The 25,624-nt window shown below is 64.1% G+C and carries 29 protein-coding genes; 12 read left to right on the forward strand and 17 right to left on the reverse strand.

Going from position 1 to position 25,624, the window contains the following annotated elements; genetic code table 11:
- Positions 1 to 166: 166 nt before the first annotated feature.
- Positions 167 to 421, reverse strand: a complete 255-nt coding sequence (locus ACWEKS_RS21875) for a hypothetical protein (protein WP_452341778.1) — start codon at positions 419 to 421, stop codon at positions 167 to 169.
- Between the two features lie 707 nt (positions 422 to 1,128).
- Here ACWEKS_RS21875 and ACWEKS_RS21880 point away from each other — a divergent pair.
- The gene (locus tag ACWEKS_RS21880; RefSeq protein ID WP_452341779.1) at positions 1,129 to 1,545 is read left to right on the forward strand and encodes a hypothetical protein; all 417 of its coding nucleotides are present in this window, start codon (positions 1,129 to 1,131) and stop codon (positions 1,543 to 1,545) included.
- 212 nt (positions 1,546 to 1,757) lie between these two features.
- Entirely contained in the window at positions 1,758 to 3,662 is a 1,905-nt protein-coding gene (locus ACWEKS_RS21885; RefSeq protein ID WP_452341807.1) for a potassium transporter Kup, read from the forward strand.
- A 132-nt stretch (positions 3,663 to 3,794) separates the two neighbouring features.
- Here ACWEKS_RS21885 and ACWEKS_RS21890 read toward each other — a convergent pair whose 3' ends face one another.
- The 6 genes from ACWEKS_RS21890 to ACWEKS_RS21915 form a co-directional block, all read right to left on the reverse strand.
- A complete protein-coding gene (locus ACWEKS_RS21890; RefSeq protein ID WP_379426496.1) occupies positions 3,795 to 4,001 on the reverse strand; it encodes a hypothetical protein in 207 nt (68 codons plus the stop codon).
- Positions 4,002 to 4,264: 263 nt separating this feature from the next.
- Positions 4,265 to 4,840, reverse strand: coding sequence for a dihydrofolate reductase family protein (locus ACWEKS_RS21895; protein ID WP_452341780.1), 576 nt, complete (start codon positions 4,838 to 4,840; stop codon positions 4,265 to 4,267).
- A 28-nt stretch (positions 4,841 to 4,868) separates the two neighbouring features.
- Entirely contained in the window at positions 4,869 to 5,231 is a 363-nt protein-coding gene (locus ACWEKS_RS21900) for a DUF1048 domain-containing protein (RefSeq protein WP_364614538.1), read from the reverse strand.
- 2 nt (positions 5,232 to 5,233) lie between these two features.
- Positions 5,234 to 5,563 (reverse strand): PadR family transcriptional regulator, encoded by a 330-nt coding sequence (locus ACWEKS_RS21905; protein WP_452341781.1) that lies wholly within the window; start codon positions 5,561 to 5,563, stop codon positions 5,234 to 5,236.
- Positions 5,564 to 5,953: 390 nt separating this feature from the next.
- On the reverse strand, positions 5,954 to 7,036 hold the full coding sequence (locus ACWEKS_RS21910) for a lipocalin-like domain-containing protein (protein WP_452341782.1): 1,083 nt from the start codon (positions 7,034 to 7,036) through the stop codon (positions 5,954 to 5,956).
- A complete protein-coding gene (locus ACWEKS_RS21915; RefSeq protein WP_452341783.1) occupies positions 7,033 to 7,356 on the reverse strand; it encodes a putative quinol monooxygenase in 324 nt (107 codons plus the stop codon). The genes ACWEKS_RS21910 and ACWEKS_RS21915 overlap by 4 nt, the downstream gene beginning before the upstream one ends.
- A 60-nt stretch (positions 7,357 to 7,416) precedes the next feature.
- Between ACWEKS_RS21915 and ACWEKS_RS21920 the strand changes: the two genes are divergently transcribed.
- Both ACWEKS_RS21920 and ACWEKS_RS21925 read left to right on the forward strand, forming a co-directional pair.
- Positions 7,417 to 8,379 (forward strand): GlxA family transcriptional regulator, encoded by a 963-nt coding sequence (locus tag ACWEKS_RS21920; protein ID WP_452341784.1) that lies wholly within the window; start codon positions 7,417 to 7,419, stop codon positions 8,377 to 8,379.
- 128 nt (positions 8,380 to 8,507) lie between these two features.
- Positions 8,508 to 9,095: a crotonase/enoyl-CoA hydratase family protein gene (locus ACWEKS_RS21925; protein WP_452341808.1), complete on the forward strand. Its 588-nt coding sequence runs from the start codon at positions 8,508 to 8,510 to the stop codon at positions 9,093 to 9,095.
- 172 nt (positions 9,096 to 9,267) lie between these two features.
- Here the strand turns inward: ACWEKS_RS21925 and ACWEKS_RS21930 are convergent, their stop codons facing one another.
- The 4 genes from ACWEKS_RS21930 to ACWEKS_RS21945 all read right to left on the reverse strand — a co-directional run bounded on the left by ACWEKS_RS21930 (position 9,268) and on the right by ACWEKS_RS21945 (position 13,092).
- Positions 9,268 to 9,801 (reverse strand): nuclear transport factor 2 family protein, encoded by a 534-nt coding sequence (locus ACWEKS_RS21930; protein ID WP_452341785.1) that lies wholly within the window; start codon positions 9,799 to 9,801, stop codon positions 9,268 to 9,270.
- Positions 9,798 to 11,180, reverse strand: a complete 1,383-nt coding sequence (locus ACWEKS_RS21935; protein WP_452341786.1) for a flavin monoamine oxidase family protein — start codon at positions 11,178 to 11,180, stop codon at positions 9,798 to 9,800. Before ACWEKS_RS21935 ends, ACWEKS_RS21930 begins: the two co-directional genes overlap by 4 nt.
- A 138-nt stretch (positions 11,181 to 11,318) precedes the next feature.
- The gene (locus ACWEKS_RS21940) at positions 11,319 to 11,972 is read right to left on the reverse strand and encodes a TetR/AcrR family transcriptional regulator (RefSeq protein ID WP_452341787.1); all 654 of its coding nucleotides are present in this window, start codon (positions 11,970 to 11,972) and stop codon (positions 11,319 to 11,321) included.
- Between the two features lie 268 nt (positions 11,973 to 12,240).
- Positions 12,241 to 13,092: an LLM class flavin-dependent oxidoreductase gene (locus ACWEKS_RS21945; RefSeq protein ID WP_452341788.1), complete on the reverse strand. Its 852-nt coding sequence runs from the start codon at positions 13,090 to 13,092 to the stop codon at positions 12,241 to 12,243.
- Between the two features lie 160 nt (positions 13,093 to 13,252).
- Here ACWEKS_RS21945 and ACWEKS_RS21950 point away from each other — a divergent pair, with 160 nt between their 5' ends.
- The 3 genes from ACWEKS_RS21950 (at position 13,253) to ACWEKS_RS21960 (ending at position 16,566) form a co-directional block, all read left to right on the forward strand.
- Positions 13,253 to 13,729, forward strand: coding sequence for an NPCBM/NEW2 domain-containing protein (locus tag ACWEKS_RS21950; protein ID WP_452341789.1), 477 nt, complete (start codon positions 13,253 to 13,255; stop codon positions 13,727 to 13,729).
- A gap of 354 nt (positions 13,730 to 14,083) precedes the next feature.
- A complete protein-coding gene (locus tag ACWEKS_RS21955; protein WP_452341790.1) occupies positions 14,084 to 14,944 on the forward strand; it encodes a replication-relaxation family protein in 861 nt (286 codons plus the stop codon).
- 386 nt (positions 14,945 to 15,330) lie between these two features.
- Entirely contained in the window at positions 15,331 to 16,566 is a 1,236-nt protein-coding gene (locus tag ACWEKS_RS21960) for a hypothetical protein (RefSeq protein WP_452341791.1), read from the forward strand.
- A 161-nt stretch (positions 16,567 to 16,727) separates the two neighbouring features.
- Here the strand turns inward: ACWEKS_RS21960 and ACWEKS_RS21965 are convergent, their stop codons facing one another.
- The 5 genes from ACWEKS_RS21965 to ACWEKS_RS21985 form a co-directional block, all read right to left on the reverse strand.
- Positions 16,728 to 17,459: an NYN domain-containing protein gene (locus ACWEKS_RS21965; RefSeq protein ID WP_452341792.1), complete on the reverse strand. Its 732-nt coding sequence runs from the start codon at positions 17,457 to 17,459 to the stop codon at positions 16,728 to 16,730.
- Between the two features lie 251 nt (positions 17,460 to 17,710).
- Positions 17,711 to 18,466, reverse strand: coding sequence for a hypothetical protein (locus ACWEKS_RS21970; protein WP_452341793.1), 756 nt, complete (start codon positions 18,464 to 18,466; stop codon positions 17,711 to 17,713).
- 198 nt (positions 18,467 to 18,664) lie between these two features.
- Complete coding sequence (locus ACWEKS_RS21975) at positions 18,665 to 18,991, reverse strand: hypothetical protein (RefSeq protein WP_452341794.1); 327 nt, start codon at positions 18,989 to 18,991, stop codon at positions 18,665 to 18,667.
- Positions 18,992 to 19,044: 53 nt separating this feature from the next.
- Positions 19,045 to 19,452 carry a hypothetical protein gene (locus ACWEKS_RS21980; RefSeq protein ID WP_452341795.1) on the reverse strand — a complete coding sequence of 136 codons (408 nt, stop codon included), beginning with the start codon at positions 19,450 to 19,452 and terminating at the stop codon, positions 19,045 to 19,047.
- A gap of 224 nt (positions 19,453 to 19,676) precedes the next feature.
- Complete coding sequence (locus ACWEKS_RS21985) at positions 19,677 to 20,903, reverse strand: helix-turn-helix domain-containing protein (protein WP_452341796.1); 1,227 nt, start codon at positions 20,901 to 20,903, stop codon at positions 19,677 to 19,679.
- A 184-nt stretch (positions 20,904 to 21,087) separates the two neighbouring features.
- On the opposite strand from ACWEKS_RS21985, the gene ACWEKS_RS21990 reads away from it, so the two are divergent.
- The 5 genes from ACWEKS_RS21990 (at position 21,088) to ACWEKS_RS22010 (ending at position 24,038) form a co-directional block, all read left to right on the forward strand.
- The gene (locus ACWEKS_RS21990; RefSeq protein ID WP_452341797.1) at positions 21,088 to 21,240 is read left to right on the forward strand and encodes a hypothetical protein; all 153 of its coding nucleotides are present in this window, start codon (positions 21,088 to 21,090) and stop codon (positions 21,238 to 21,240) included.
- 27 nt (positions 21,241 to 21,267) lie between these two features.
- Complete coding sequence (locus tag ACWEKS_RS21995; protein WP_452341798.1) at positions 21,268 to 21,525, forward strand: MarR family transcriptional regulator; 258 nt, start codon at positions 21,268 to 21,270, stop codon at positions 21,523 to 21,525.
- Entirely contained in the window at positions 21,522 to 21,866 is a 345-nt protein-coding gene (locus tag ACWEKS_RS22000; RefSeq protein ID WP_452341799.1) for a hypothetical protein, read from the forward strand. Before ACWEKS_RS21995 ends, ACWEKS_RS22000 begins: the two co-directional genes overlap by 4 nt.
- A gap of 319 nt (positions 21,867 to 22,185) precedes the next feature.
- A complete protein-coding gene (locus ACWEKS_RS22005; protein WP_452341800.1) occupies positions 22,186 to 22,410 on the forward strand; it encodes a hypothetical protein in 225 nt (74 codons plus the stop codon).
- Positions 22,411 to 22,580: 170 nt separating this feature from the next.
- Positions 22,581 to 24,038 carry a recombinase family protein gene (locus ACWEKS_RS22010; protein WP_452341801.1) on the forward strand — a complete coding sequence of 486 codons (1,458 nt, stop codon included), beginning with the start codon at positions 22,581 to 22,583 and terminating at the stop codon, positions 24,036 to 24,038.
- A gap of 501 nt (positions 24,039 to 24,539) precedes the next feature.
- On the opposite strand, the gene ACWEKS_RS22015 is transcribed toward ACWEKS_RS22010, so the two are convergent.
- Positions 24,540 to 25,280 (reverse strand): hypothetical protein, encoded by a 741-nt coding sequence (locus tag ACWEKS_RS22015; RefSeq protein ID WP_452341802.1) that lies wholly within the window; start codon positions 25,278 to 25,280, stop codon positions 24,540 to 24,542.
- Positions 25,281 to 25,624: the final 344 nt, after the last annotated feature.

A 25,624-nucleotide genomic window follows, 5' to 3' on the forward strand; every position in this document is an offset into this window, starting at 1 on the left:
TACAAACCGACACAGCCGCAACAACCACGGCAACGACCACTACGGTCATGAGAACCCTTCCTCCACGTGCCGACCTGGATGCCCGCACCCCCATAAGAGCAACCAACCGCGAAAAGGATTCACCACCCACCCGATTCGACCCATCCATGCCGAGAGGCCATGAGGCTCAGCGTCGCCGCCGCTCCCGCCGCTCCCGCTGGTTGTCCAGTCGTTGCTGGATCCGTGGCCACACTCTCGGGGTTACGAAGCGTCGGAACCCTGCGACCAGTAGCCCGGCCAGCCCGCCCCACTCGTGTCCGGGGTCGTTGTCACTGTCGGCGACGTCGGTGCCCAGGCCTCGATTCCGGGCGGGCCACAGCCGCCGCGAGACAGTGATCACCGCAATGCCCAGCAGCGCGATGAGGACGAGCTCCAACCACATTCAGCGCTCTTCTCAGCGGTATCGGTACAAGGCGGCGCTGTCCATTTTCACCGATGACTATCGGCGGTTCAATCGCCCCGAAGCAGCAGCCGGGGCGGCGATGACGGCCTACGCGCTGACGACGAGGAAGCTCACCCGTCGTATGCCGCGGCGAGCATGTCCTCACTGTCGGCAGCGAACCGGGGATCGCCGGAATAGTTCGGTGGCAGGTAGCGACCAATCCATCGGATCCATCGCGACGAATCAACCGCTCAGATAGCGACGAATCAACCACTAACTTTGCGACCAATCAACCAGCCATGCTGCGACCGATCAACCACCTGCTGGACGAGAACTGATTGTGATCAGGCGCTGAGCGCGACTGCGGCCACGCGGCGCGGATGGGCTGGTTGACGGCACGATGCCTCGGTGGTTGAGGCGGATGACATTGTTGGGCTTGCCTTTTCGGGATTGCTGCCGCTGGTGATGGAGAGTGTGGCGGTAGAGGGTCAGCGGGTGGTGGTGCAGCCCAGGACGGCCTTGCGTCCGGCGGTATGTTCGCGGTCCCGAATGGGCCGCGGCGGCTTCGTCATCAGGTCGTATAGATCTTGCAAAGAAGCAGGTCGACAGCGCCAAGGGTGCGTCAAGGCAGCTGTTGTCACCGGCCGGACGCGCCTATCTTCCATCTTCCGTCCGGAGGATTTCCGGGCAACGAGGAGATGGTTCGAATGGTCGGCGATCACGATGACCCGATGCTGCTGGACGAGCTGGCAACCCATTGCCACGTCGTCGAGATCCTCGACATGCTTTCCGAATCCGGTTGCAATACAGCGCTTCTGCGGAGATTCGTGCCGGCGCAGGGCGCGGATCTGGCGTCGGCTCTCCGCTTGATCGCGGCCTATGGACTCCTCGCCACCGATAACCACGGCAGTTGGGACGAGCCCCTGACGGTTCCCGGGCCGCTGCGGCTGACCGACCGGGGCGAGGCGGTCGCACGAGCGCTGTCGAACACCGCCGCAAGAAGGACTCCTCACGATGGCGGCCGGCTTGCAGAGTATCGCTCGGTCCTTGAAAGAGCCGCCGGCCGAGTGCTGAGCTTGCGCCGCAACAGGGCGGGAGGGCTTGCCGCGACGTCTCGAGCCTGACATCGCGTTGGCCGAGACCCGTTTCGGCCCTAGCAGTGGTCACCGCCGCGCTGGAATGAGGGCGTGTCGGACGTTGTCCCTAGGAGCCGGTAACGTCCGGCACGATTCGCGGGCACCCGCACGGCCGCCCGCTCGGAGGAGGTACCACTGTGACCGAGCAGCGACCGACTGGGGCAACGGGTGACACCACCGCCCCGCACTCGACACCGGGCATATCCGCCGCGCACGACACGGCCCGGCTGGCGATCGTCGTCGGTGCGCTCGGTGTGGTGTTCGGCGATATCGGCACCAGCCCGATCTACACCCTGCAAACGGTGTTCGATCCCGGTGACCCGCATCCGGTTCCGGTGAGCCGGGACAACGTGTTCGGTGTCGTGTCGCTGGTGTTCTGGTCGGTCATGATCATCGTCACCGTCACCTACGTCCTGCTGGCGATGCGCGCCGACAACGAGGGTGAGGGCGGCATCATGGCGCTCATCACGCTGCTGCGGCGCTGGGTCGCGCCGGGCGGGCGGCGCACCGCGCTGGCGCTGTCGGCGCTCGGAATCTTCGGTGCGTCACTGTTCTTCGGCGACAGCATGATCACCCCGGCGATCTCGGTGCTGTCGGCCGTCGAGGGTCTGAAGGTCGTACAGCCCTCGCTCGCGGAGCTGGTCGTGCCGATCACGGCGGTGATCATCATCGGACTGTTCCTCGTACAGCGGCGCGGCACCGCGGCGGTGGGCCGCATGTTCGGGCCGGTGATGATCGTGTGGTTCGTGACCATCGGCGCACTGGGCGTCACCGGCATCGCCGCGCATCCGGAAATCCTGAAGGCGCTCTCACCCACCTATGCGCTCGGATTCCTGTTCGGCCACTTCGGAATCGCGTTCTTCGCACTCGCCGCGGTCGTGCTCGCGGTCACCGGCGCCGAGGCGCTCTACGCCGACATGGGGCATTTCGGCCGGCGCGCCATCACGCGGGCCTGGCTGTTCCTCGTCTTTCCGGCATGCACGCTCAGCTACCTGGGACAGGGGGCGCTGATCCTCGACGACCCAGCCAATGCCGGCGCGCCGTTCTTCCTGCTCGTCCCCGGCTGGGGACGACTGCCCATGGTCATCCTGGCCACCGCGGCCACCGTCATCGCCTCGCAGGCGGTGATCACCGGCGCGTATTCCGTTGCCGCCCAAGCCGCCCAGCTCGGCTACCTACCGCGGCTGCGGATCGCGCACACCTCCGAATCGACCATCGGGCAGATCTATGTGCCGTGGATCAACTGGCTGCTGATGGTGTCGGTCCTGACGCTGGTGTTCGCCTTCCGCAGCTCGGCCGCCTTGGCCTTCGCCTTCGGCATGGCGGTGACCGGCACCATCACCATCACCACCCTGCTGTTCTTCTATGTCGCACGGGCGAAATGGCATACGCCCATGTGGCTGATCGCGCTCGCCGCGACCCCGCTGCTGATCGTCGACCTACTGTTCGTCGCGGCGAACCTCACCAAGCTCGTGCACGGCGCCTGGCTACCGCTGCTGATCGGCCTGACCGCGTTCACCATCATGACCACCTGGCAGCGCGGCCGCGAAATCGTCACCACAGACCGTGAACAGCGCGAAGGATCACTGCGCGTGTTCATCGACCAGTTGCAGGAAGGCGTGCCGGCAACGGTCACCGTCCCCGGCACCGCGGTATTCCTCAACCGCGGCAAGGAAACCGCTCCATTGGCCATGCGCGCCAATGTCGAGCACAACCATGTACGGCACCAGCAGGTCGTATTCCTGTCGATCAAAACCGAACCGGTCCCACGGGTTCCGGTCGACCAGCGCATCGCCATCGACCACCTGGACTACCGCGAAGACGGCATCATCCACGTCACCGCCCGCTACGGCTACATGGAAACCCCCGATGTCCCAGCCGCGCTCGCATTGCTCGACCCCGCCGAAACCGAAGGCCCGCTGGACTTGGCCCAGGCTTCGTATTTCCTGTCCACCATCGAACTCCGCCCCGGCCCCGAACCCACCATGGCCCGTTGGCGCAAACGCCTGTTCATCGCCACCAGCCACATCACCGCCGACGCCGCCGAATACTTCGGCCTTCCCCGGGACCGCACGGTCATCATGGGCTCGCAGATCGAGGTGTAGGCCGGTCCGACGTCCGCTGGGGCCTGCCTGAGCCCCAGGATGTCCAGTGTTTTCGCTAGAGGTCAGCGCGGTGAACGTGTCGTTCACCCCGCCGACGATCGAACTCGAGATAGGAGCCGGGGCCGGCGTATCTCACGCGGCGGGGCGCCCCGACCAATCCTCGTGCCGCCCTCGGCGTTCGATCAGATCGATCAGGGTGTCGACGGCGGCGAGGGAGGACCACTCATCGCGAGCGGCGAGACCGGGGTGCTGGTCGGAGCGCGCGATGTACACCTCCTCCGCCGGCGACCATTGCACATGGAACGACGACAGGCAGACTTCCCTGCCGATAATGCCCATAACCTGCCTCCAGCTTCGACATGGCCTGAGCTCCCATTGGATATCCACCCGGAAGGCGCCCCGTGGCTCTTGACGCTTCCATCACCGACCCGCGCACAGAATTTTCGATTTCTTAGCGGCGTCGGCGCATTCGAGGCGAATCACGGTACCGTCGAGTCCGCCATGACCCCTCACTAGTGGACCGCATCAGCGGTGAGGCCCGCCCGGTCGACCATTCGACCACGCTGCGTTCCGCGTGGCGCTGATCGGTTGGGTCGCGCTGGTCATCCCGGTGTATTCGATGTCTCGGGCCGCTCGTGGCGCAGCAGAACGACTTGTTTGTCCAGCACCCGTGATTCGGTCAATCGCAAGGCCGCACCGACATTCACATCGATGAAAGCGGGCTTGCCGCCGCCGAACAGGACCGGGTGCACGAAAATGTGGTACTCGGCGATCAATCCATCGCGAGTCAACGATGACGCGAGTTCGGATCCACCACACAGGAGAAAGTCCCCCTGCTCACGCGCCGCCGCATCGGCCAGCGACCCGAAGTCGGAGAACACGCGAGTATTCCACGGCGCACTGTCGAGCGTGCGTGACACGACGGCCTTCGGCTTGGCCAGCCAGACCGGCGCGAAGTCGGCGTCGCCGGAATGGAATGCGCATTGCTCGGCCTGGGGCCAGTACTCGGACATGAAGTCCCAGGTGACTCGGCCGTAGAGGAAAGTCCCCGCTGTGTCGGCGAGTCCGCGCCAATACGCGTCGACGTCGGAATCCATGGTGGGCCAGTAGAATTCACCGTTCGGCCCTTCTATGTAGCCGTCCAGGGACTGGTGGACGACATGAACGATCTTCCCCATCGGGCGCTCTCCCTTCAGGCTGCGATGGTCAGCTGCCGGTGTCGTCGCCCATGGCGCGCTCGATGGCGTCGACCAGCCGCTTCCGTTCGCGGTTGACCCAGGCGTCCTCCTGGTAGTTCCGTGCGAACGTCTCGATGAACTCCACCGGGTCGTCGCCGACGACCTCCCGGATCGGGGTGCGATCCGCCGCACTCTGCTCGAAAAGGTCGGCGAGGTCCTCGAACATGGCAACGCTGCCGCCCGGCCCGTACACCATCAGGTACCGCTCGAACGCGTCGATCGCCGTGCGGTAGTTCGCCGGCAGACGTCGTGCGCGCTCCTTGTACTGCCGCCACCGTCGCTTGTCGCCGAGGTCGCCGATCACCTTCGCGGTGAGTTTCGAGATATCCATGACTATTTGCCGCCTTCGTGAAGTTGTTCGAGCCGTTCGGAAAGGAAGTTCCAGCTCCTGCGGAACTCGTCGAGATACTCCTGCCCCTGCGCGTTGAGGGTGAACACCTTGCGCGGCGGCCCCTTCTCCGAGGCGACCTTCTCGACGTCGACCAGGCCCTTTTTCTCGATCCTGATCAGCAGGGCGTAGATGGTGCCCTCGGCGATATCGGAGAACCCCTGGTCCCGCAGCCACGCCGTGATCTCGTACCCGTACGCCGACCGCACGGACAGGATCGCCAGCACAATGCCTTCCAGCGTGCCCTTGAGCAGCTCCGTCATCTGCTTGCCCACGGATCACCTCCTCGTACTACTCAGTGTTGCTGACTACTAGTAGATAGTAACACTGAGTAGTGAACATGCAAGCAGTCCTCACCGAAGGCCTGTAAACCCATGGACTACTGGATATTCCGTTCCGCCCAGTCGGTTGCTGACCCGACGCCGGCCGTTCAGTACTCGACGACCAGCCCTGGGTAAGAGGCATGAATCGCAAGAATCCCCAGGTCATCGACCTGGGGATTCTTGGTGGCGCTGGCGTGGGCGATCAGGTTTCCTCTGCATCGTTCTGTCGAGTTCATGGTGTCGGTGAGCGCGTATGCGTCCACCGACGGTGGTGACATGGCATCGGACGGTCGGGCACTTGGTGGCCCGGTGGACACCGACCGTGCGTTGCCTGGATGAGCGTCAGGCTTGGTGGCCGATGACCGCGGGTCGGTCATCGGCGAGGACGTCACTGGGCGAGTGGGTTCGTTCACCGAAATACAGCAGTTCCCATACGGTTTTCGCACTCAGGGAGTCGCGGTGCCCGTCACGGGTTTCGACAAAGTCGACGTCGCCGAGGAAGCGGTGGTACGCGCCACGCTGGCCGAAGTCGATCCGGAAGAGGTCGGCGTTGTATCGGAAGGTGACGGTATAGCTGCTGCCGGATTCCTCGATCGAGTACTGCACCCGACGGTCGACCGGAACCCCGGTGTCGGGGTGAACCGATCGGTCGTCGGTGATCACCTCGACACCGTCCCCCACTCTGGCGGCGACGACCTGGTCACCGTTGGCGATCAGCAGTACGGGAACCGTTGTGCCGCCGTAGCTGTCATTGACGACGAAGGTCAGCGACACGATCGTGTAGTCGCCGAGAAGCGCTCGGCCCCAGTACCAATGGTCGAGGACCTTGCGCGGCGCGATATTGCCCCAGTTGTGATCGTGGTAGCCGAGCCCGCTCAGGCCAGTGGTGCGGCCATCCATCGTCACGGTGGCCTCGACCGCGCCGCGCGCCACTACTGGCAGCCAGGCAATGTAGTGCTCTTCGTCGGGGCCGAAATACAGGAACCCTGATTCCGGACGCCACGGCGGGACCTGCGGTGTGAGGGTGAGGTCGACGGTGAGTTCGTCTATCTCGGCGTGGATTTCGTAGCGCTGGTCCTGAATGCGGAATACATTTGCGCCGATACGGACGTCACAGGTGTCGGTCGCGGCGAAGAACTCTGCCGGATTGCCCAGGTAGGTCTTTTCGACGCGGCTGCCGTCAGCGCGGGTCAACGTCACCAGCACAAACGGGGTCGGTGGTGCTTTGGGTGACACGTACGGGGGTTTGGTGTGGAACTCGACGGTCAGGACAGAACCATCGTCGAGGTGTCCGTCGAAATACCACCACTCGAATGTCCCGTCGGCTGCGTCGGTCCGTAGACCGTCTTCCCAGGCGCGGATCACTCCAGGTGTCTCGTTTACCCGGCGGTAGTGGGTGTCGGTCCTGCCGACGACGGCTTTCATGCCGACTCGTTCTTGACCGCGATCACCGCGAGCGGTGATACGACCGGCGGTTCGGTGAGCAGGTCCGAGCCTGCACTCAGGATCAGCTTCGCGGCCTGACCGGACATGTGTGATTGCTGTGCCTCCGGAGAGGTGAAGACGTCGACAAGGTAGAACGCCGACGGTTCGGACGCGGATCGTCCAGCGAGCCAGACGGTTGTCCCCTCCTCGGCCTGGATGCAGGGCAAGGCGCGTTCGAGGATTTCCGCGAAGGCATCGGCTTTGCCCTCGGCTGCGGTGCAGGTGACCAGGATGGCGGTATTGGTTGTGTTTGTTGTCATGACCGTGACCCTATGAGCTCGGGCGATCACTATTGCGACAAAACAGCTACAGTTTGCGACATGAGGATCGGCGTTGCCGCGATCATGGGTGGCTGGGATTCCGGCCTGACCACCGTGCTGGACGTGCTGCGGACCGCGAACGCGGCCCGCGAACGCGTCGATCGCGACATTCCCGCGATCACGGTGCAGGTCATCGCCGCCGAATCGGCACCGGTGCCCACTCAGGGCGGGCTCCTGGTCCCGATCGACTTCACCTTCGACGACTCGCGAATGGCGACTCTCGACATCTTGGTGGTTCCTGCGCTCGGAGCCAACAGCCCCGCCGGGGTGATCGATGCGCTCATGCGCCCCGATATCGCGAATTGGCGTGCGCGACTGCGTGACTGGGCCGAGCAGGGTCGTCAGCTCGCGGCCGCGTGCACGGGCACATTACTGCTCGCGGAGTCAGGGATTCTCAACGGGCGCCGGGCCACGACGAGTTGGTGGCTCACCACGGAGTTCGAGCGACGCTATCCCCGTGTCGATCTGGATATGACCCGCATGGTGGTGCAGGACGGGCACATCACCACTGCGGGAGCAGCATTCGCGCATATCGACCTCGCGATCAACCTGGTCGCGAGGGTCAGTCCGCAGTTGGCCGAGTTCACGGCCGCGACATTGCTCATCGACCAGCGGCCCGCGCGCAGCGTCGAATCCGCGCTGGGTTACCTCTCTACCGCGGACCGGCTGATCACCGACTTCGAGACCTGGGCGCGGCTGCACCTTGCTGAACGCATCTCGATCGCCGATGGTGCGGCGGCGATCGGCACAACTCGACGCACCCTCGAACGTCACATTCGCGAGCGGTTGGGCACCACCCCTAACGCCTTGGTGCAGCAAATGCGTGCGCAGCGAGCCCGCCACTTGCAGCGAACGACCAATCTCACCTTGAGCAAGATTGCTCCGATGGTCGGCTATCAAAGCACCGCCGCGCTTCGCAAGGCACTCAGCACTACCGACGACCGCGACAACACCGAAACTTGAAGGCCGGTCGACGATCTCGATCGAGTCAGCCCTCTCTCATCGCCGCCCGGAAGCCGCACACCGACTTGTCGCAATGGGTGCTTTCTGTGTCGCATCAGTGGCATTTGTGCTGCGTAGCGTCGGTCGCAATGACGAACTGGCCGTATCGCGGACCAGCACCTAACTACGCGACCGCGCAGCGGTTGCTCCGGAACCCCGTCTTCACCACCGGCCCCGCCCGGACCACCCCGATCGTCGCCGCCGTGCACGGATGGTCGATGACCATCGGAATCGAGCTGCTGTTGGCAGCCGACATCCGAATTGCCGCCGCCAACGCCCAATTCGCTCAGATGGAAGTGCAACGAGGGATCTTCCCTCTCGGCGGCGCCACCTACCGGCTGCCACGGGAAGCCGGCTGGGGCAACGCGATGCGCTGGCTGCTGACCGGAGATCCGTTCGACGCCGGCCAGGCGCTGCGGTTGGGACTGGTTCAAGAAGTTGTCGAGACCGGCCAGCAACTCACCCGCGCAATCGAATTGGCTCACCGGATCAGTGCGCAGGCCCCGCTCGGTATCCAAACCACCTTGGCCTCTGCCCGCCTCGCGCTGACCGACGGTGAGGTCGCCGCCGGTGACGCGATCCGCGACCAATTGCGACGCATCTCGGTCAGCGACGACGCCAAGGAAGGCATGTTGTCGTTCATCGAACGCCGCCCGGCCCAATTCACCGGTCGCTGAAGGAGAACGAGTCGAGGCAACGATGAAGAGCACCATGCAGGACGAGTAGCTGTCGCCGGCGACGCGGCTCGCTCATGCCCTGCGTGGTTTGGGTATTGGCGAGGGTGACCGGGTCGGCAGGCGTACCGTCATTCAGGTCCCCGACAACCGCGGTGGGGGTCTGCGCGGTTGGTCAGTGGCGAATTAGTGTGCCGGCTCGCCAGCGGTATTTGAGCAGGGAAGCAACAACTTTGGGGGATACCCCGAGGAGTCGGAGGCTCGCGAGGGGTGAGGTGCTGGGGCGGATGTCGAGGTAGGTGTACATCTGTTGGCGGATGACCAGACCGTTGCGGAATGTCCAGATTTCGGTGCCGAATTGGCGGTTGGCAGGGCCGAATCCGCCGGTCCAGGTCAGGACGATGCTGTTTTGGTCGGCGCACTGGACGGTCTTGCGGACGTGTAGTCCGAGTGATTTTCCGACGCTGACCAGTTCGATGGTGGCCTTGCGGATGGCCTCGATGCCTTCGTGGCGGTCGTGGGCGCCGTCCATGATCCAGTCGGCGACCGCGTCGGGGGTGAACAGGGCCAGGAGTTCGTCGACGAGGCCGTCGTTGGTGATGCGTTCGATGTCGGCGGCGAACTTCGAGATGTCCGCCGGCCGGTGACGTTCGCTGTTGTCGATCGATACCAATGCGGGTTCCTTGCGTGAGTGCGGGGCTGTGGTCACGAACCGGTACGGGAGCCGGTTGCGGTGTCGTTTCCGCTTGTGGCGGACAATATTTCGGCGATCACCCTCGCGACGCGTTCGCCGGATTCGATTGCTCCTTCGATGTATCCGGCGTGTTCGCCGGCGGTCTCGCTGCCGGCCCAGTGGATGTTGCCCACCGGTTCTGCGGAGACCGGAAGGTACCCCTCGTCGTGACCGATGACGGGCAGCGCCAAGTAACCACCGCCGACGTATCGGTCTTGGTGCCAAGACTTTTCGTGCCAGCCTCGTGGTGTGAGCACCGCGGCGCCCAGCTGTGCGGCAATGGCGCCGAGTATCAACGCGCGGCGCGCGTCGGCGGTGAGATCATCGAGCCCACGCGCCTCGGGGCCCGCGATGAGAACGCAGAGATGGCCAGGCCCGCCGGGCGTCGAGGTATCGAACACCGCCATGCCTGGATCGGTCAGTATCAGCGATTCGGCGTGGCCGTTCTCGCGCCAGAACGGGCGGTCATAGACTGCGATCGCCTTGTACACCGAACCCATATAGGTCGTGTTCTGCAGGCGATTTCGCGCGGCGGGCAGCGGGGGCGCGTGTTCGATGAGAGCAGCCATGGGCGGCGGGACGGTCACGATCACCTTGGCGGCGCGGTATGCCCCGGAAGCGGAGTAGATGGTCACGCCGGTTTCGTCGCGATGCGACGCCGTTACCGCGCTGTTGAACACCACCCTGTCGTCGAGGTCGGCCGCCAGTCGTTCGGCCAGTGTCCCAGCCCCTTCGGCGACGAGGCTTTCCTGCGCGCCGCCCGCCGTGGAGAGCATGGCGGTGAGTCCGCCTTGGAATCGGACCATCTCGAGGAACGCGTGCATCGAGTAACGATCGAGGTCGGCGGTAGTGGACACCGAGACAAGAACTTCCAGCAGCCGGCGCGCGCGCCGGCCCGGTACTCGCCGCAGCCATGACTGCACGCTCCGGGTGGTCCATGCTCGCGGAAGACCCAGGCGCGTCGCGATTTCCCAGGCCAGCAGGACCACATTGGCGGTCGCGGCCGACGCCCCGAAGTTCCCGATGGTCTTGTCGCCGTCGACGATCTTGGGCTGCTCGGGTGTGTCCATCTCGAAGACGGTCATGCCGAGCTCTGCGGCGAGGTCTGCGAAACGATGATGCCCGTGCCCGATCCACTGGCCGCCGAGGTCGACTCTCGAGCCGAGCACGGTGGTCTCGGCCATCACCCGCCCGCCGGCCCGCGCCGCGGATTCGAGCACGATGACGTCGATGCCCCGTCGGTGCAGCTCGCGAGCCGCGATGAGACCGGCTATCCCCGCACCGATGACGGCAACCGTGACGGTCCGTGCGGGATCCCGAGGGCCGGGCAGGTCATGAGGATTCTGTTGGGTCATTTCGTCTCACTCCAGATGGCGAACCGGGCCGACCGAGGACAGGGAATCGCCTCGAACTAAGTCGGTCAACCGTACGGGTTACGATAGGTCGGGTGTGACCCGGGACGCAATAGGCGGTGAAGCGAAGGCCGTGGACAGCTATGACGCGTCGGTGTGAGTCGTGCTCGTTCGCCGCGCGGTACTCCGTGCGACCGGCTGCGGGTCGGCGAACAGAACGAGCATGTCCAGAGCCTGGTTCAGGTCCCGCCTGGCTCGGTCGTCATCCGGCCTGGAGATGTATTGCAGGATCAGCCCGTCGACCTGGGCCAGCGCCAGGCGTCCGAGCGTGTCGAAACCGACGGCACACCGTTCGCCCGCGGCCTGGGCGGCCTGCTCGCAGAACTCGGTGACGACCGAGCTGTAGCGCTCGAACTGCAGCTGTGCGAGGCTGCCGCCCGCGTCGCTGCGCACGGAGTACGCCATCAGTTCGTACTGCATGATCTGCAGTCCGATCTGGTTGCGCACCAGCTTTTCCCAGAAGCTGGTCACGCCGTGCCGAAGGGCGTGCTCGAAGCCCTTGTCGAGTTCGAGTTCCGCCCGCAGGGCCTCGGAGATGTCGCGGATGAGCGTTGTGATGACCGCGCGCAGCAGCTTGTCCTTGGTCGGGAACACGTAGTGCAGCGTCCCGAGCGCGAGTCCGGCCTGGGCGGCGACCGCGCGCAGCGTAGTGGCCGGCACGCCCAATTCGCTGAGCGTGGTGACGGCCGCCGCGACGATCTGCTCCTCGCGTTCGGACGCTTTGACGTAAACCACGGGTTCTCCTCGCTCCGCTGGCCGACGAACTTCGCACAACTGTTGCACACCGCATAGACCCGACCTATCTTACAGTCGGACAACCGACCGAGTTTTGAGTGGGGAACCGTGCCCGATGTCGTCCCGAGTCCGGATGACCTCGAGTCCGCCAACCGCGATCCCCAACAGCCCTGAAACGACGATCGCCCGCGACCTCTGCAGGGGTCGCGGGCGATCGTTCGGGAATTGAGCCGAGGCGAAGCTACTCGAATCGGTGCACCTTGGATGGTCAGGCGCACAGGGCGCGGGTGGAAGGAACGACGTCACCGATCCAGCGATGGAGTTGGGTATCGTCGGCGGACTCCGGCCAGTACACGAAGGTGTCGAAGCCGGTTTCGGTGGCGAGATCGGCCAGAATGCGGGCCCAGCCCGCAGCGTCGGTGCGAATCGGTTCCTCGCCGCGGAGCGTGACCGGCCCCGGAGTGTCGGTGATCGTTCCGACGAGCTGTGCCATCCGGGTGATGTCGTCCGGTTTACGTCCCGCGTCGATGGCGGCGGCAGAGATGATGTCCTGTGTCGCTTGCCATTTCTCGTACGGGAGGTAGTGCGGGATGGGCGCCGCCCAGCCGTCGGCGATGCGCCCGGTGAGCGCGTTGGCCTTGGGGCCGACGCTGCCGAACCAGATCCCGACCGGATGCGCGGGCGCGGGTCCGGACTGCACGCCCTTCACGGTGTACTGCGTGCCTTCGACTTTCGCCTTCGTCCCCGGATGCCACATGGCCCGAATGATCGCGGTAGCCTCCTCGAGTGCCTGCAGCGCTTCGGGATTCGAGCGCATCGGGCCGCCCATGGCGCCGATCGCGGGCCAGAAAGCGCCCGCGCCCAAGGCGAGTTCGAATCGTCCGCCGCTGAGGAGATCCAAGGTCGCAGCCTGCTTCCCGAGCATGGCGGGCCCGCGCAGTGGCAGGCTCGCCACATCCGGAAACACCCGCAGCCGTTCGGTTTCCGCCAGCACGGTGGCGATTACCGCGAAGGTGTCGGCCAGCCCGCCGGAGTACGGGTGGTCCTGGATGCCGAGCAGATCCAGTCCTTCCCGGTCCGCCACCTTGGCCATCGCGCGCAGCTGAGGCAGCTCGGTCACCGTCGGCGCCAACTGAATACCGAATCGTAGGTCCACCCCGCGATCATGCCAGCCGTGTCAGTGGACGGTGACCCTCGTAGTGCGTGGACGTGTCGTTCGATCTGGTCGCGGATGGGGCCGGACGGGCAGGAGACGCTGGCGCTCGGATATCTCGACCACGGTGACCTCGGCGTCTCCGATCTCCCGCACCTCTACCACGCCCACCAGCGGAGCCTCGGTTATCCCGGTCCCCGGGGTGCAGTACCTGATGGACCTGCGAAAGCTGGACGGCGCAACCTATCTCAACTTCAACACCGGCCCCGCCGAGGTGTCGGGCACCAGCTACACCCGTTCGATCATGCTCGATCCGGACGGCCGTCATCTGGCCTTCGTCGAATACGACCTCGCCCGGAAGTACGCGCACCTCGACGGCGTCCTGGGCGTCCGTGACGACGCGACCCCATCCGGCATGGCCATGCGCTTCCAGATCTATGCCGACGAGGTCCTCATCACCGACTCCACCGTCAAACTCGGCGACACCGCCCCCATCCACATCGACTTCGACCGCCCACTCCGCCTACGCCTCCAGGTCACCAACCTGAACCCGGGCGGCGACGCCTACGCCATCTTCGGAGACCTCCGAGCAACCGCCAATTGACACGGGCGACTACACCCGGCCGCAGGCTGTCTCGCCACGTTGAACACAAAGGAAGGCCGCTCCCACTGGGAGCGGCCTTCTCGATGTGGACCTGACGGACCAGCATACGAACCGCGCGGTGCTGGTCGACGGGCCGGACATCGTGATCCGGGCGGTGGGTACCCGGCAACCGGTCGACGGTGATGCCCAATGAACGGCCACGGCGACAAACCAGCTGCGGATGGGGTGGCGTTTGGTGGCGCGGATGGAGTGGCGGGTGCTCGGCGTCCTATAGCCGCCACCCCAAACGCCGAACACGCCAATGACAAACGGGCCGCTCAGGCACACATTCGAGGTCAGGGGGCGAAATCCAGAATGAATATCAATACTCATGAATATTCCCCCATAGTGCCGCGCAGCGGACGTTGCGTGCGCCAGGGCGGGCACCCGAACGCCGGTCCTTGGTTCCGTCTACTTGAACGTGACCGCCGTCTTCTGGCTCTGCTTTCCGAACATAAGGTGTTCACCACCGACCAGATTGCCGCGCTTGAGTTCGCCTCCGTACGCCGCGCGCAGGATCGGCTGCGGAAACTACGGGAGATGGGCATGCTGTTCGCGTTCCGCGAGTCGCTCTACGGCGGCGGCACCAGCCAAACCCGCCACGCCCTCGGCTATCCCGGTGCACGCCTCATCGCCGCCCAACGCGCCCAGAAACCACCCACCCCAGCCTCGTACGCCCTCGGTTTGGAGCGACTGGCTTGCTCCCCAGCCCTCGGTCACCGACTAGGCGTCAACGGCTTCTTCTGCGCCCTGGCGGCCCACCGCAACCCGGCCCACCACCACAGCCTCGCGACCGCAAACCCGGTGCAGGGGCTGACACAGTGGTGGTCGGAGAAACAATGCACCGACGTGTTCTGGACAGCCATCTCCGGCAACGACCAACTCCGCCCGGACGGCTACGGCTGCTGGGAACAGAACGGCCGCATGGTGCGGTTCTTCCTCGAATACGACACCGGCACAGAGTCATTGAAGGTCGTCATCGCCAAACTCGCCGCCTACCAGAACTTCCTGACCGACAACTTCGGGATCCTGCTGTTCTCGGTCCATTCAGCGCGCCGTGAAACCGGGCTATGGACCGCGCTCCGGCGCGGGCTCGGCGGCGTCGCCCCTGGCCTGGTTATCGCGACGACCACCCGCGACCTAGCCCACCCCGACGGCCCTGCGGGGCCGGTCTGAGCCCTGTGGACGGCTACCAGCGGCGACGTCGTCACCGACCGGCTCCGACTGGCCGACCTGCCCGAACGCGGCCCGCGGATCGACCACCGCCCTACCACGATCCAGCCCTACAATGAAGCCGCCTTCGAGCTCCACGACCCACAGATCCATGACTTCTTCCATGCTCGCCGAACCCAGCTAGCCACGCCTAACCCCGATGGACCCGAGCGCGACATCATGATCGAAATCCCGCCACCCGATAACGACTGACAGCACTCGGCTCGTCTGCGCGGTTAAGCAAGCGATTCCGACCCTGTTGCCCTACCCGGCGGGGCATGCCCAAGAGGTGACCCTGATGGGCGAAATCGACTGGAGCAAACAGATACTGAATGGCAACATGGCAATCCGTGAGTGAATCCAGCGACTTTCGTTCGATCGCAGGCCTCGATGGTTATGAAGTAGTGCTCGATCGGCTGACTGGAACTGGCCAGATCCTCCGGCCTGGTCGCTTGCCCGTAGCCATTCCACTGGCTGACGGCTTGCCGTTCGAATCAACATCGCGAGTCGCAAGAGCTATTTACCGACCGCGCGAGCGCGTTCTGACGATCGAGACTACTACTGGCGATCGGATGGTCGCCGAGCTGCCAGCTCGGGACAAGTCTGATCCGCGAGGGGGCCGACCTTCGCTATACCTCGATCAAAACCAGTGGAGCGCCCTCTACAGATCCAAGTACGTCATAGGCGGCTTGGCTCCCAGGGAACAGCGAGCAGCCGAGTGGCTAATCGAGCAATCCGAGAGTAAGCGGATCATTCTGCCGCTATCCGCGGGACACATGGCCGAAACTTGCCAGTGGCGCAACGATGGCGAGCGATACGCACTGGCAGTACAGATGCTGAGGCTCAGCGCCGGATGGCAACTGCGCGACCCACTGGCCGTGCGTCAGGATGAGTTGACCGCGTCCTTGCTCGACATCTTCGCAACTAGCGGCCAACCCCCCGGTGGGGATGTCGTTACTCTTGAACCCTTCGCCTCCCATGCTGGACGGAGGCAGCCGCCCTTCCAGGTCCCTGATGATTTGGCGAGTGTTGGCCTTGAGTTTCGAGCAATAGTTTCACTAGCTTCCTGCTTCGACACACTCCTGGATGCTGAGGCAGTGAGTCAGTCCCCCGACTCCCGCTGGGTTACGCGCAATCAGGAATTCACCGATTGGCTGGCGGCGGAAGAGAATTGCGGCCGGGAACTTATCCGTAAGCGAACATTTGCTTTCTTCGTCGCCGACACACGCAACGAACTCGCTGAAGCTGCGTACAACGCCGGCGTTTCGCCCGATCAGATGCGCTCTTGGGTTTCTTCTCGCATGGAGACTGAGGTCTGCAAGATGCCGAGCCTGGGACTATTTCGAGAAATATTCCATGACAAGCTTGGAGACGAGCGAACGAAGTGGAATAGCAACGACCTCACCGACATGATCTACCTCACCTGCGGTACGGCCTACTGTGACTACGCTGTCGGCGAGAAGTCTCTCATCAGCCGAGCCGAGCAATCACTGCGCCGGTTGAAGCGACCTGTCAATGTCTTTCGGCGGCTCAGCGACTGCGTTCCCGTGCTGGCGGATCATATTGGAGAGGGCTTCGCAGGCTAGCGCGGTGGATCGTTGCCTCCCGCCTAAGCTGTTCCACGACCCGCCTGCGCCCTAAACGCCCTAAAGGGTGCGAATGGACCAAAAATTAAGCCCATCCCCAGAGGGGATGGGCGGTATGACATGCATTATGCCTGCCAGGGCTTAGGACCGCAAGCTTGCAATCACCATGCGGCAGGTTTGTGCAGGTGGCCGACGGTCTGTGGAAGTTGAGCAGCCCGGTAGTCCGCCTCGGTGAACTGGTACCACCAATGTCGCCCTACGCCGTCGGTAGGTGCGCCAGCGAGCCGGGTAGTCGGGAAACCTTTGCTTGGGTTGATTACCCCAATCGGAACACGCGTGCGAGCCTGCCTCACCGGAAACTCAAGGTCACTGTCGTTGCTGATCACCACCGCCGCATCGACAACCTTGTCGAGGACATCGATCAGCAGATGGGACGCGACGTTGACGTCGGACCCCTTCTCTTCGCGCCGCGCGATTGAGACCATGAAGACGGCATTCGGCTCGTCAGCTCCAGTTCCGTTCTTTACCATCACCGGCCAGCTTGGATGGGTCAGCTGTGGTCGCCCTTTGTTCCCCGGCGTGGCCAGTGGAGCGGTTGTGGCCCGGTGGACATACGAGCCCAGGGACAGTTCGTCAATGCTGTTGGCTCGCTTCAGCGCACGCAGATAGGTGTCCTGTTCGTTAGCGCCAATAGGATTGTCACGACCGCTGATCCGGGCAGCGCAGTACACCAGCCGATCGATCGACGCGCTGGTCCAACCCGAATGTTGTTGAATCGCCGCACTTGCTAAGCCTCGTAGATCAAGCCACCGCCACCCTGGTGTGCCTCGACCGCACCGGCCGCGAGCTCCGTAGTAAAGATTGAACCCGTCGACGTAGACGCCCACTCGCATGCGGACACAGCGTAGTCGGTCCAGAGAGCTGGCTGTGGGTTCTCTACGCGGATCGTCACCTAAAGAGGGTTCAGTCGCGACACGCCTATAGGCCCTACGCGGGAAATGCAACCTCGTTGCACTACGCTCGCACCGTCAATCGTTTGCCCGCCGAGCGAGCGTAGTGCAACGACTGCCAAAACTTCACTGATTGCGCACGTCAAGCACACTTTCAGTGTGACCGATCCACTGACCGTGCCTGGACAGGATCGTCAGTACCGGGGGTGCCCCTGAGACGGGTCAGCGGCTTCGATGCGCCGGAGCTGGGTCGCGATCGCCGCTTGTTCGTCAGTCTGGGTCTCGCTCGGGTGATCGATCCACCAGCCCGGCCCCCACCGCAACACTTTGCCGTACAAGGTCAACACAAGACCCTCCTCGAAATCGGCTGCCGGTACACGAATGTCGCGTACCAACGGATCAGGGTCGAATCCACCATCAAAACGGCCCTTCCCAGGCACATACCGCAGAGGGGGCTCGTCCCAGCAATCGAAAAACACCCACTGTCCCCCATCTGCCGGGGCGTAACACAACACGCGCTTGCCCACCCGCAAACTCGGTGCGCCGAAGGCGGTCTCGACCTCGCTGCGGCGCAGGTCACGGTCACCCACCCACTCCCGCAGACGAGTCAGCGGCAGCCACTCATCCGCGGTGAGCAAACGCTCGACCAGGAGGTACCCCAAGCGGTGATACAACTCGGCGTACACCGACGCCACCTCGGCTGTGCAACGGCCCTCCACCCCGAAGACCGCCGCGAATGGACCATGGACTCCGAGTTTTCCGAAGTCGCGCAACAACTCTCGGATGTGTTCGTGTTCATCGTCGCGCTCGTCCAGGTAACAAAGATCTCGAAGCCGTCCACCAGCTACCGACTCCATCTCCGGGCCGGACCGGGCCCACATCTCAGGCCGGGCAAACACTTGCTGCGCTTCCGTCAGCCAGCGCTGCTTCAAATCTTCCGATGACCGCACGCACCGAGCCTAGACAAAACAGAGTGTCATGCCGATTCCTGCGCTGCCGACCGAAGCGCCGGTACGGAACCGCTAAAAAGAACAAGAGGCCGAGCGCCTTACGGTTCTCGGCGATGCACGCACATACCGAGTCCTGTACACGGTGCCGGCTACGCGGAGCGTGAGACGGCTATGCCTGGTCGCCCCGTAACCGGCGCTTCAGGTCGCGCAGTCGCACCTCCCCGATCGGCTCCGGAGGCTTTGCGCGATAGGCGGATTAAGCGGACGGAGTCTGACCTGATGACCTTGATGAGTATGGTGAACGACCTCGAACTCGGTGACGGTACCGACCACCGGCCATTCGTCTACCGAATCGGGAAGGTTCAGCACGTCGACGAATCCGGTTGGCGGCTGCCCCAAGTCGACGAACAGCCCGATGGTGCCAGGTCGCGGAACCTGTGTGACCCTGCCCGTTACGCGTCCGCCGACAGGAAAGAGGTTGCGGGCAATTTCGAGGTTCAGTTCAATCGGTTCATATTCGGTCATCGTTCGAATATTTCAACGAGCTGAGCATCTGGCCGTCAAGTGCTTCCGTCTGTCTACTCGGTCGGCCGTGTTCGGGTGACATCGAAGCAATCCTCGATGAATCGCCAGAACAACGGAACTGCTTCGCCGACCGGAGCGACGAGTCGGTTGGCGTGTCCGGTGTCCGACAAGCACTCGACCACCACGAGGCCGCTGCCCAACGGCACGACGCCGCCGGGCGCACGAACAACGACCTCCTCGATGGGCGGCTTCGATATCGGGCGAGTCGTGACGATGAGATCGTGCATTGACGTCTGCCCGGCCAACTGTTGATCGCAGCCGGACAGCAGGACGCTGTCCACGACATCGGTCATATGTTGGAAGTCGGGGTAACGTTCGGACATCACCCGGTACCGTCCCGCGACTTCAGCCCATGGCACATCGTGGAACTCGCCGGTCCACGCGCGCAAGTTGAGCGTCATGCCCGCCAGTATCGCTAATACTGGCTGGAGCCTCTAGCCGATCGCCGATCGGCCCGTTTGTGGCTACGAGAATGGCTGCGGCACTGGGTATCGGGCGCGCGTTCGCCCATCCAGCGACGGGCAGATCGCCTTCGAGGCGGCCACGTGGCGCTCTGCATTACGCACGCCAACAACCAGAGATTCTCGACACCAGATAGGCGAGCGCTTCCACGCTCGATATTGGGCTACACGCGGACGCCAACTCGCTGACTCAGTTGGCGGACATCCGCGCGCATGCCCGTCGGCGGTCTCTTCAACAGATCCCGGAGCATGTCACGAGCGAACCCGTTGTACCGAATCGTCTCGGGCGCAGTCTGCTCCGACTTCACCAGCATCGTGAGCGCTGCGGTGTCCTCGTCACGCTGCATGTACGCACGAGCCACCTCGATGAGATGCCGCCCCCGGCGCGGAACGGAGACGATGTGGTCTGCATCGATGGAGCGGGCCGCACGCAAAGCTTCCCCGGGCTGACGCAGTTCCACGCCGAGAGTCGTTGCGTGGGCCGCCATCACCGGCTGAGAGAAGCTGGTCTGCACATGCCGGTAGGTTGGGCCGAGCTGCCGGGCGATGCGATCGGCGTGTTCGAGACCGCGCCAGGCGTCGCCGGAGCGGCCACGTCGGCCGTGGACGTAGGCGATCTCGAACTCCAGCGCTCCGGCAATTCCGTGCCAATCATCGGGGGTGCCCTCTCGGTCGAGGAACGGGGTGATCTGGTCGATAGCGTTGCGCGCCAGCGCGATCGTTTCCTCCCACCGCCCGGAATCACGCAAAGCCTGCACCATCGCCCAAGCACTGCACGCGATCACGTACGGGTCATCGGCTTCATAGCCCTCGTTCACCGCGCGGTCAGCGACCATCCACACCAGCTCTGGCGCGGGCTGATAGGCGACATAGAAATCGGCCAGCTGATAAACACCGGCCAGAGTCCGGCGCGCAGCGCGGCGATCATCCGCAGTACGCGCGGCGGTCTGGGCGTCACGGATCAGACCCGGCAGCAGCACGCCCAACTGCGAGCGGTGATCAGGGCTGGAATGGCGGATCCGCCACGCCTTGCGCAGCCGCTCAGCGAGATGATCGACACTGACCGGTCGGTCGCTGGGGGCAATGCGGTAGTCGGTCAGAGCGGCTTGCACCTCGGACAGGGCGACGTGACGCTCACCAGCGAACACCGTGACCGGGACGGCGCGGTCGTCTCCGGTGAGGGTGGCAAGGTCGTCCAATTCCAGTACACGGGCAATGCGCAACAGCAACTCGAGGCTGGGTGTCCGCTGAATTCGGCCGTTCTCCAAGGCTTTCAGCCATTCAGCAGACCGCCCGATCTGCGCGGCCAGCACCGGCCGCGCCATTCCGGCGCGTTCTCGGTACAGCCGAACCCGCGCACCGATCTCCGACGGACCTTCGGATCCACTCACGGGGACCACCTCCTGGTCGTGTTGTCACGACAATCGCCAGCGTAACGGCATTGGGGGTACGTTCGTACCCGTTCACGGCGTCGGCCGGGCATACGTTCCACATTGCCCCGACGTCGGTTCGATCACCAGTCCCCGGCGTCGGGTGCACTCCAACACCGTTCCAGGGACATGGAGAACACCCGACATGGAAATCATCGTTGTCGCCACCATCATCGCGCTAGTGCTGTTTTTCCTCGCCGCCCACGCACTGCCGGATGCCGAGCGCAGCCGGCGGCCGAAGCGGCTGACCGTTGCCGACATTCAAGCGCGCCTGGCAGCCGAACCACCACACCCCTAGGTGCCGATCAGCAGGGGGTGGTGAGCGATGGCGTTCACCGAACCCGAGGCGAAAGTCCTTGGCGCACTGTCGAACCTCGACCCACCGCACACGCTGACCGTGCGGCAACTCTGCCGCGCGACTCTGCTGCCGGAGACCTCGGTCCATCGGGCGCTGCTGCGACTGTCGCGCACCGGGCTGGCGATGGGCACCCTGCAAGGTCCAGCACAGTGGCGCTGCACGGACCGTGGACGTCTCGCGATCACCCGACCGGTGTACCGCGACTACGCAGGGGTACGACCATGAGCAACTACGTGATCGGATTCCTACGACCGGACGTGTCCGGCGACGGATGGGGTGAAGACGAGGCGCGGATCCACGCGCTTGCCGCGGAGCGCGGGTGGTCGGTGATCCTGATGTACTACGGCGACCCTGACCGACCCGGCGGCGCGGTGATCAACCGCCTGATGAACCTCGCCTACAGCGAACACGCCAACGGCGTGGCGCCGAGTGCAGACCATTTCGAACCCGACGACATCCCAGCACTCGTCAAGATCACCGATGTGATCTGCGCAGACACCGATACCAAATACACCACCGCCAGTAACGGCGGACAGGACCAGACCGGGCTGGTCAACCGGCGATAGGCGTGTCACCCACCGCCGTGACCTCATCCAAAGCGCCCCAGGGACATGACAATCGCCCCTGGGGCGCTCTCCTGCGGCGACACCGATCGTTATTGAACCGTTTCGCACTGAAAAGTCGAAATCAGGCCCCTTCTTGGCAGTTAACAGGCGCGACACCCCTATATGCCGGAACTCAGCGGATCTCGTGATTGATGCCGAACTTTGACCGCGGAATACGGAATTGCATCAATTCCGGTCCCGGACGCGGATAAACGCGGGTTCCGCTGCCAGTACAGGGTGACGCCACTCCTAACGCCGAACATCTCCCCTAGGAGCCTCTATGGAACGCCCCGAACCCGAAAAACGCACCCTGACCGGTACCGAACCCGCCAAGTTGCGCGCCCGCGAACGTGTCCACCAGCGCTGGCACATCGAACGAATCGACACCGAACCGCTCACCACCACCCAACACGACCACGCCGTCACCCTCCTCGTCGACCTCATCACCGCATGGACCCACCGCCACCACAACGACAACGACAACGACGAATGGAACGCCGCATGAAACGCCCCGACCCAAACATCCACCACACCAATACATTCGAAAACCAATCGAGGGACAATGAACCCGGCGCCATACCGGACCGAATCCCGAACCCGAATTCCGGGCCGTCACAGGTTGTTTCGGACATCGAAAATCGCGAGAAGCGTGTCTCAATGGGAAGGACCGGCAGCATGACAGGCAGCAAGAAATCCTCAATTCCGCGTATCTCCACCGACATTGCCGCCTGGGAACAGGACGTGCGGGTAGGGACTTACACCCGCCGCTCCACCACCGAAGACAACCAGCCCTACTCCATCGAAGCCCAGGACGCCCGCCTGGACTCCTATATCGATTCCCAACCCGGCTGGCGACACACCGCCAGCTTCACTGACGACGCCTCCGGTGCCAGCACCGAGCGGCCAGGTCTGCAACGTGCCCTGCAAGCTGCCCGCGCCGGAGTCATCGACGTGCTCGTGGTCTACCGAGTTGACCGCTTCTCCCGCAACCTGCGCGACCTGGTCACTCTGCTCGACGAACTCGACCAGGCCAAGGTCATGTTCCGCTCCGCCACAGAACCATTCGACACCTCCACCCCCATGGGCCGCATGCTGGTGCAGATGCTGGGCATGTTCGCCCAATTCGAACGCGACACCATCATCGACCGCGTCATCGCAGGCATGGAACGCAAAGCCGCCAAAGGACTTTGGAAAGGCGGCAAACGCCCCTACGGCTACCGAGTCGACAAGACCACCCAAACCCTCCTCGTGGACGAAGCCGAAGCCGTGGTCGTACGCATGATCTTCGACCTCTACGCCTGCCGCCGCCTCGGTGCCCGCGCCGTCGCCGCCGAGTTGAACACGCGTGGGCATCGCGCCAGCACCGGCCGTGAATGGTCCGGCCACCATGTACTGCGGATCCTCAACAGCCGGATCTATCTCGGTGAGTTGACCTTCCGCGACACCACCGTCACCGACACTCACCCCGCCATCACCGAAACCGACACCTTCGACCGCGCCCAGGCGGTCCTCGAAGCACGCGGGGAATCCCACGCCCACCGCGCCGCTAACTCCTCGGACTACCTGCTCACCGGACGCCTGCGCTGCCCACGCTGCGGGCGGGCCATGATCGGCACCCGCGCGACCGGACGTTCCCGTTCCTATCGCTACTACACCTGCTTCAACCGTGCCCGCTACGACAGCGACAAGTGCGACTTCACCCGACTCGACGCCGACTCAGTCGACGCGGCCGTTCTGGAAGCCTTGGGCAAGTTCTACCGCACCCGGCACGATCTGATCAGCCAAGCCATCACGGCCCAACAGCGATGCCACCGCGATTCCAGTAGTGACACCCGCATCGAACTGGACGCCGTCACCGCCGAGCTCGCCAAAGCTCAGCAGGCGATCGACCGGTACCTGAACGCCTTCGAAAACGGCACTCTCGACCCCGAACTCCTCGCCGGGCGACTCAGCGAATTGCGCACCAAGACAACCCAGCTCGCCACCCGCCGCGACCAACTCACCGCCACCCTGGCTGCGAACCCACCGCCCCGGAACCCGCCGCGCTGGACTGCATCGCTGACCATATCGCGGAAATCATCGCCACCGCCACCGGCACCGGCACCGGCACCCGCACCCAAGCCAAGGCACTGATCGAGACCCTCGTCGCCCAGGTCGCCATCACCGGCCCCGACCGCCTGGTCCCCACCGTCCGCATCCCCCAACCCGGAAACGACATTGGGGCTGGTACCGCTTCTGCGGTACCAGCCCCAATGGAGTCGGTTCGTGCAATGACACGATTGGTGGAGCTAAGGGGAATCGAACCCCTGACCTTCTCGATGCGAACGATGATCTTGTCTGTTTTGCCCGGTTTGGGTGGTGTTGGCTGTGCTGGCACCATAGCTCTGGCCAGGCATTCGGACGTTGGTGGCATCGGGTCGGATTGGCGGTCAGCGAAGCTACTGCGGACGTCCTGCGGACGAACTCTCTCGATCCTTCATTTCAATTGCCCTGTGGCGCAACCTTCTTCGGTGCCAGAAAAACCGGACGGGCGACGGTTGCGGGGCCGGCGTCGCCCCGCGCTGGCCGGTTCGGTCAGCGCGGTATGCGGCAATAGCGGATGTTTTGTACGGCAATGGTTCCCGCACGCTGTGGCTAGTTGGATCCCTGGGCAGCGTAAGCGGGGAACCGTTCCCGCATCGCGGCATCGAACGCGGACGCGTCCCCCAGGGAGTCCCACCGGTGGAACTGGTCCCTGCGTAGATACCACCGCATCAACGCTGCCGCATCCTGCACCCGGCCGTCCAGCACGCACAGCACGACAGTTCCGCGCAGCAGCGTCGGATCCGGATTCGTTTCCCACGGTGCGATTGTCGGCTCGCGTGCCGTCTCGAGCAGAGCGGGGAACGTGGACCGTTTGGCGAACCACCCACGCACCGGACCGCAGACATACTCCATGAACTGAGCCACCGCCACATCGAGCTCAGCGTCGAAATCGATCGACATCACCGGCGGCTTCGGTGAAACATCCAACAGCTTGAACCGTGCGGCATCGATGTCACCGAAGTTCAGCCCATCGCCGGGCATATCACGCATGACGTCCTCTACGGCCCGTGATCCGATCCGCGCGGTCCCTTCGAGACGAAGGCCGCCATCACGGTGACGCTCGATGTGGGCATCGACAGTCGAGGTCATCGTGGGGATGGACTCGCTCGTCGGACCGAAATAGATCTCCGTCCACAGAAGTCTCCCGGTAGCGGGCCACCGCTCCTGCGGCGCGCAGACCGCGAAGCCTTCTGACTCCATCGCCTTTGTCAGCCGGGTGATGATCTGCTTCGTCCACTGAGCCTGGTTACGCGCACCCACAGCTACTCGCCTTCCCGACAGCACTCTCACGTCAAGGGGCCAAGCCGCCGCGGCGTCTTGCCACGGCGGAGAAGACGAGCGGCCAACTGCCCATTCGTACTGCCTACTCGTGCCCTTTTATCAGCGTCGGTAACCTACACCGGCCCAACGACACTCAGCTGTCCGAGCAATCGATGCGAGTGGCTCGAAGCACTCTCATCGGCAGAAGCGGACGTTCTGCACGGCAACAGGTCCCGGCCGCGAGCGCCCCGCGCTGGCCGGTTCGGTCAGCGCGGTATGCGGCTACTTAAGACTGGTGTTAGGGCCGGGTCCCGGCCAGGATTCGGTCCAGGTGCCCGGTGGGATGCTCGGTCAATCGGCTGCCCGCCAGCATG

This window comes from Nocardia sp. NPDC004711 (assembly GCF_053601595.1).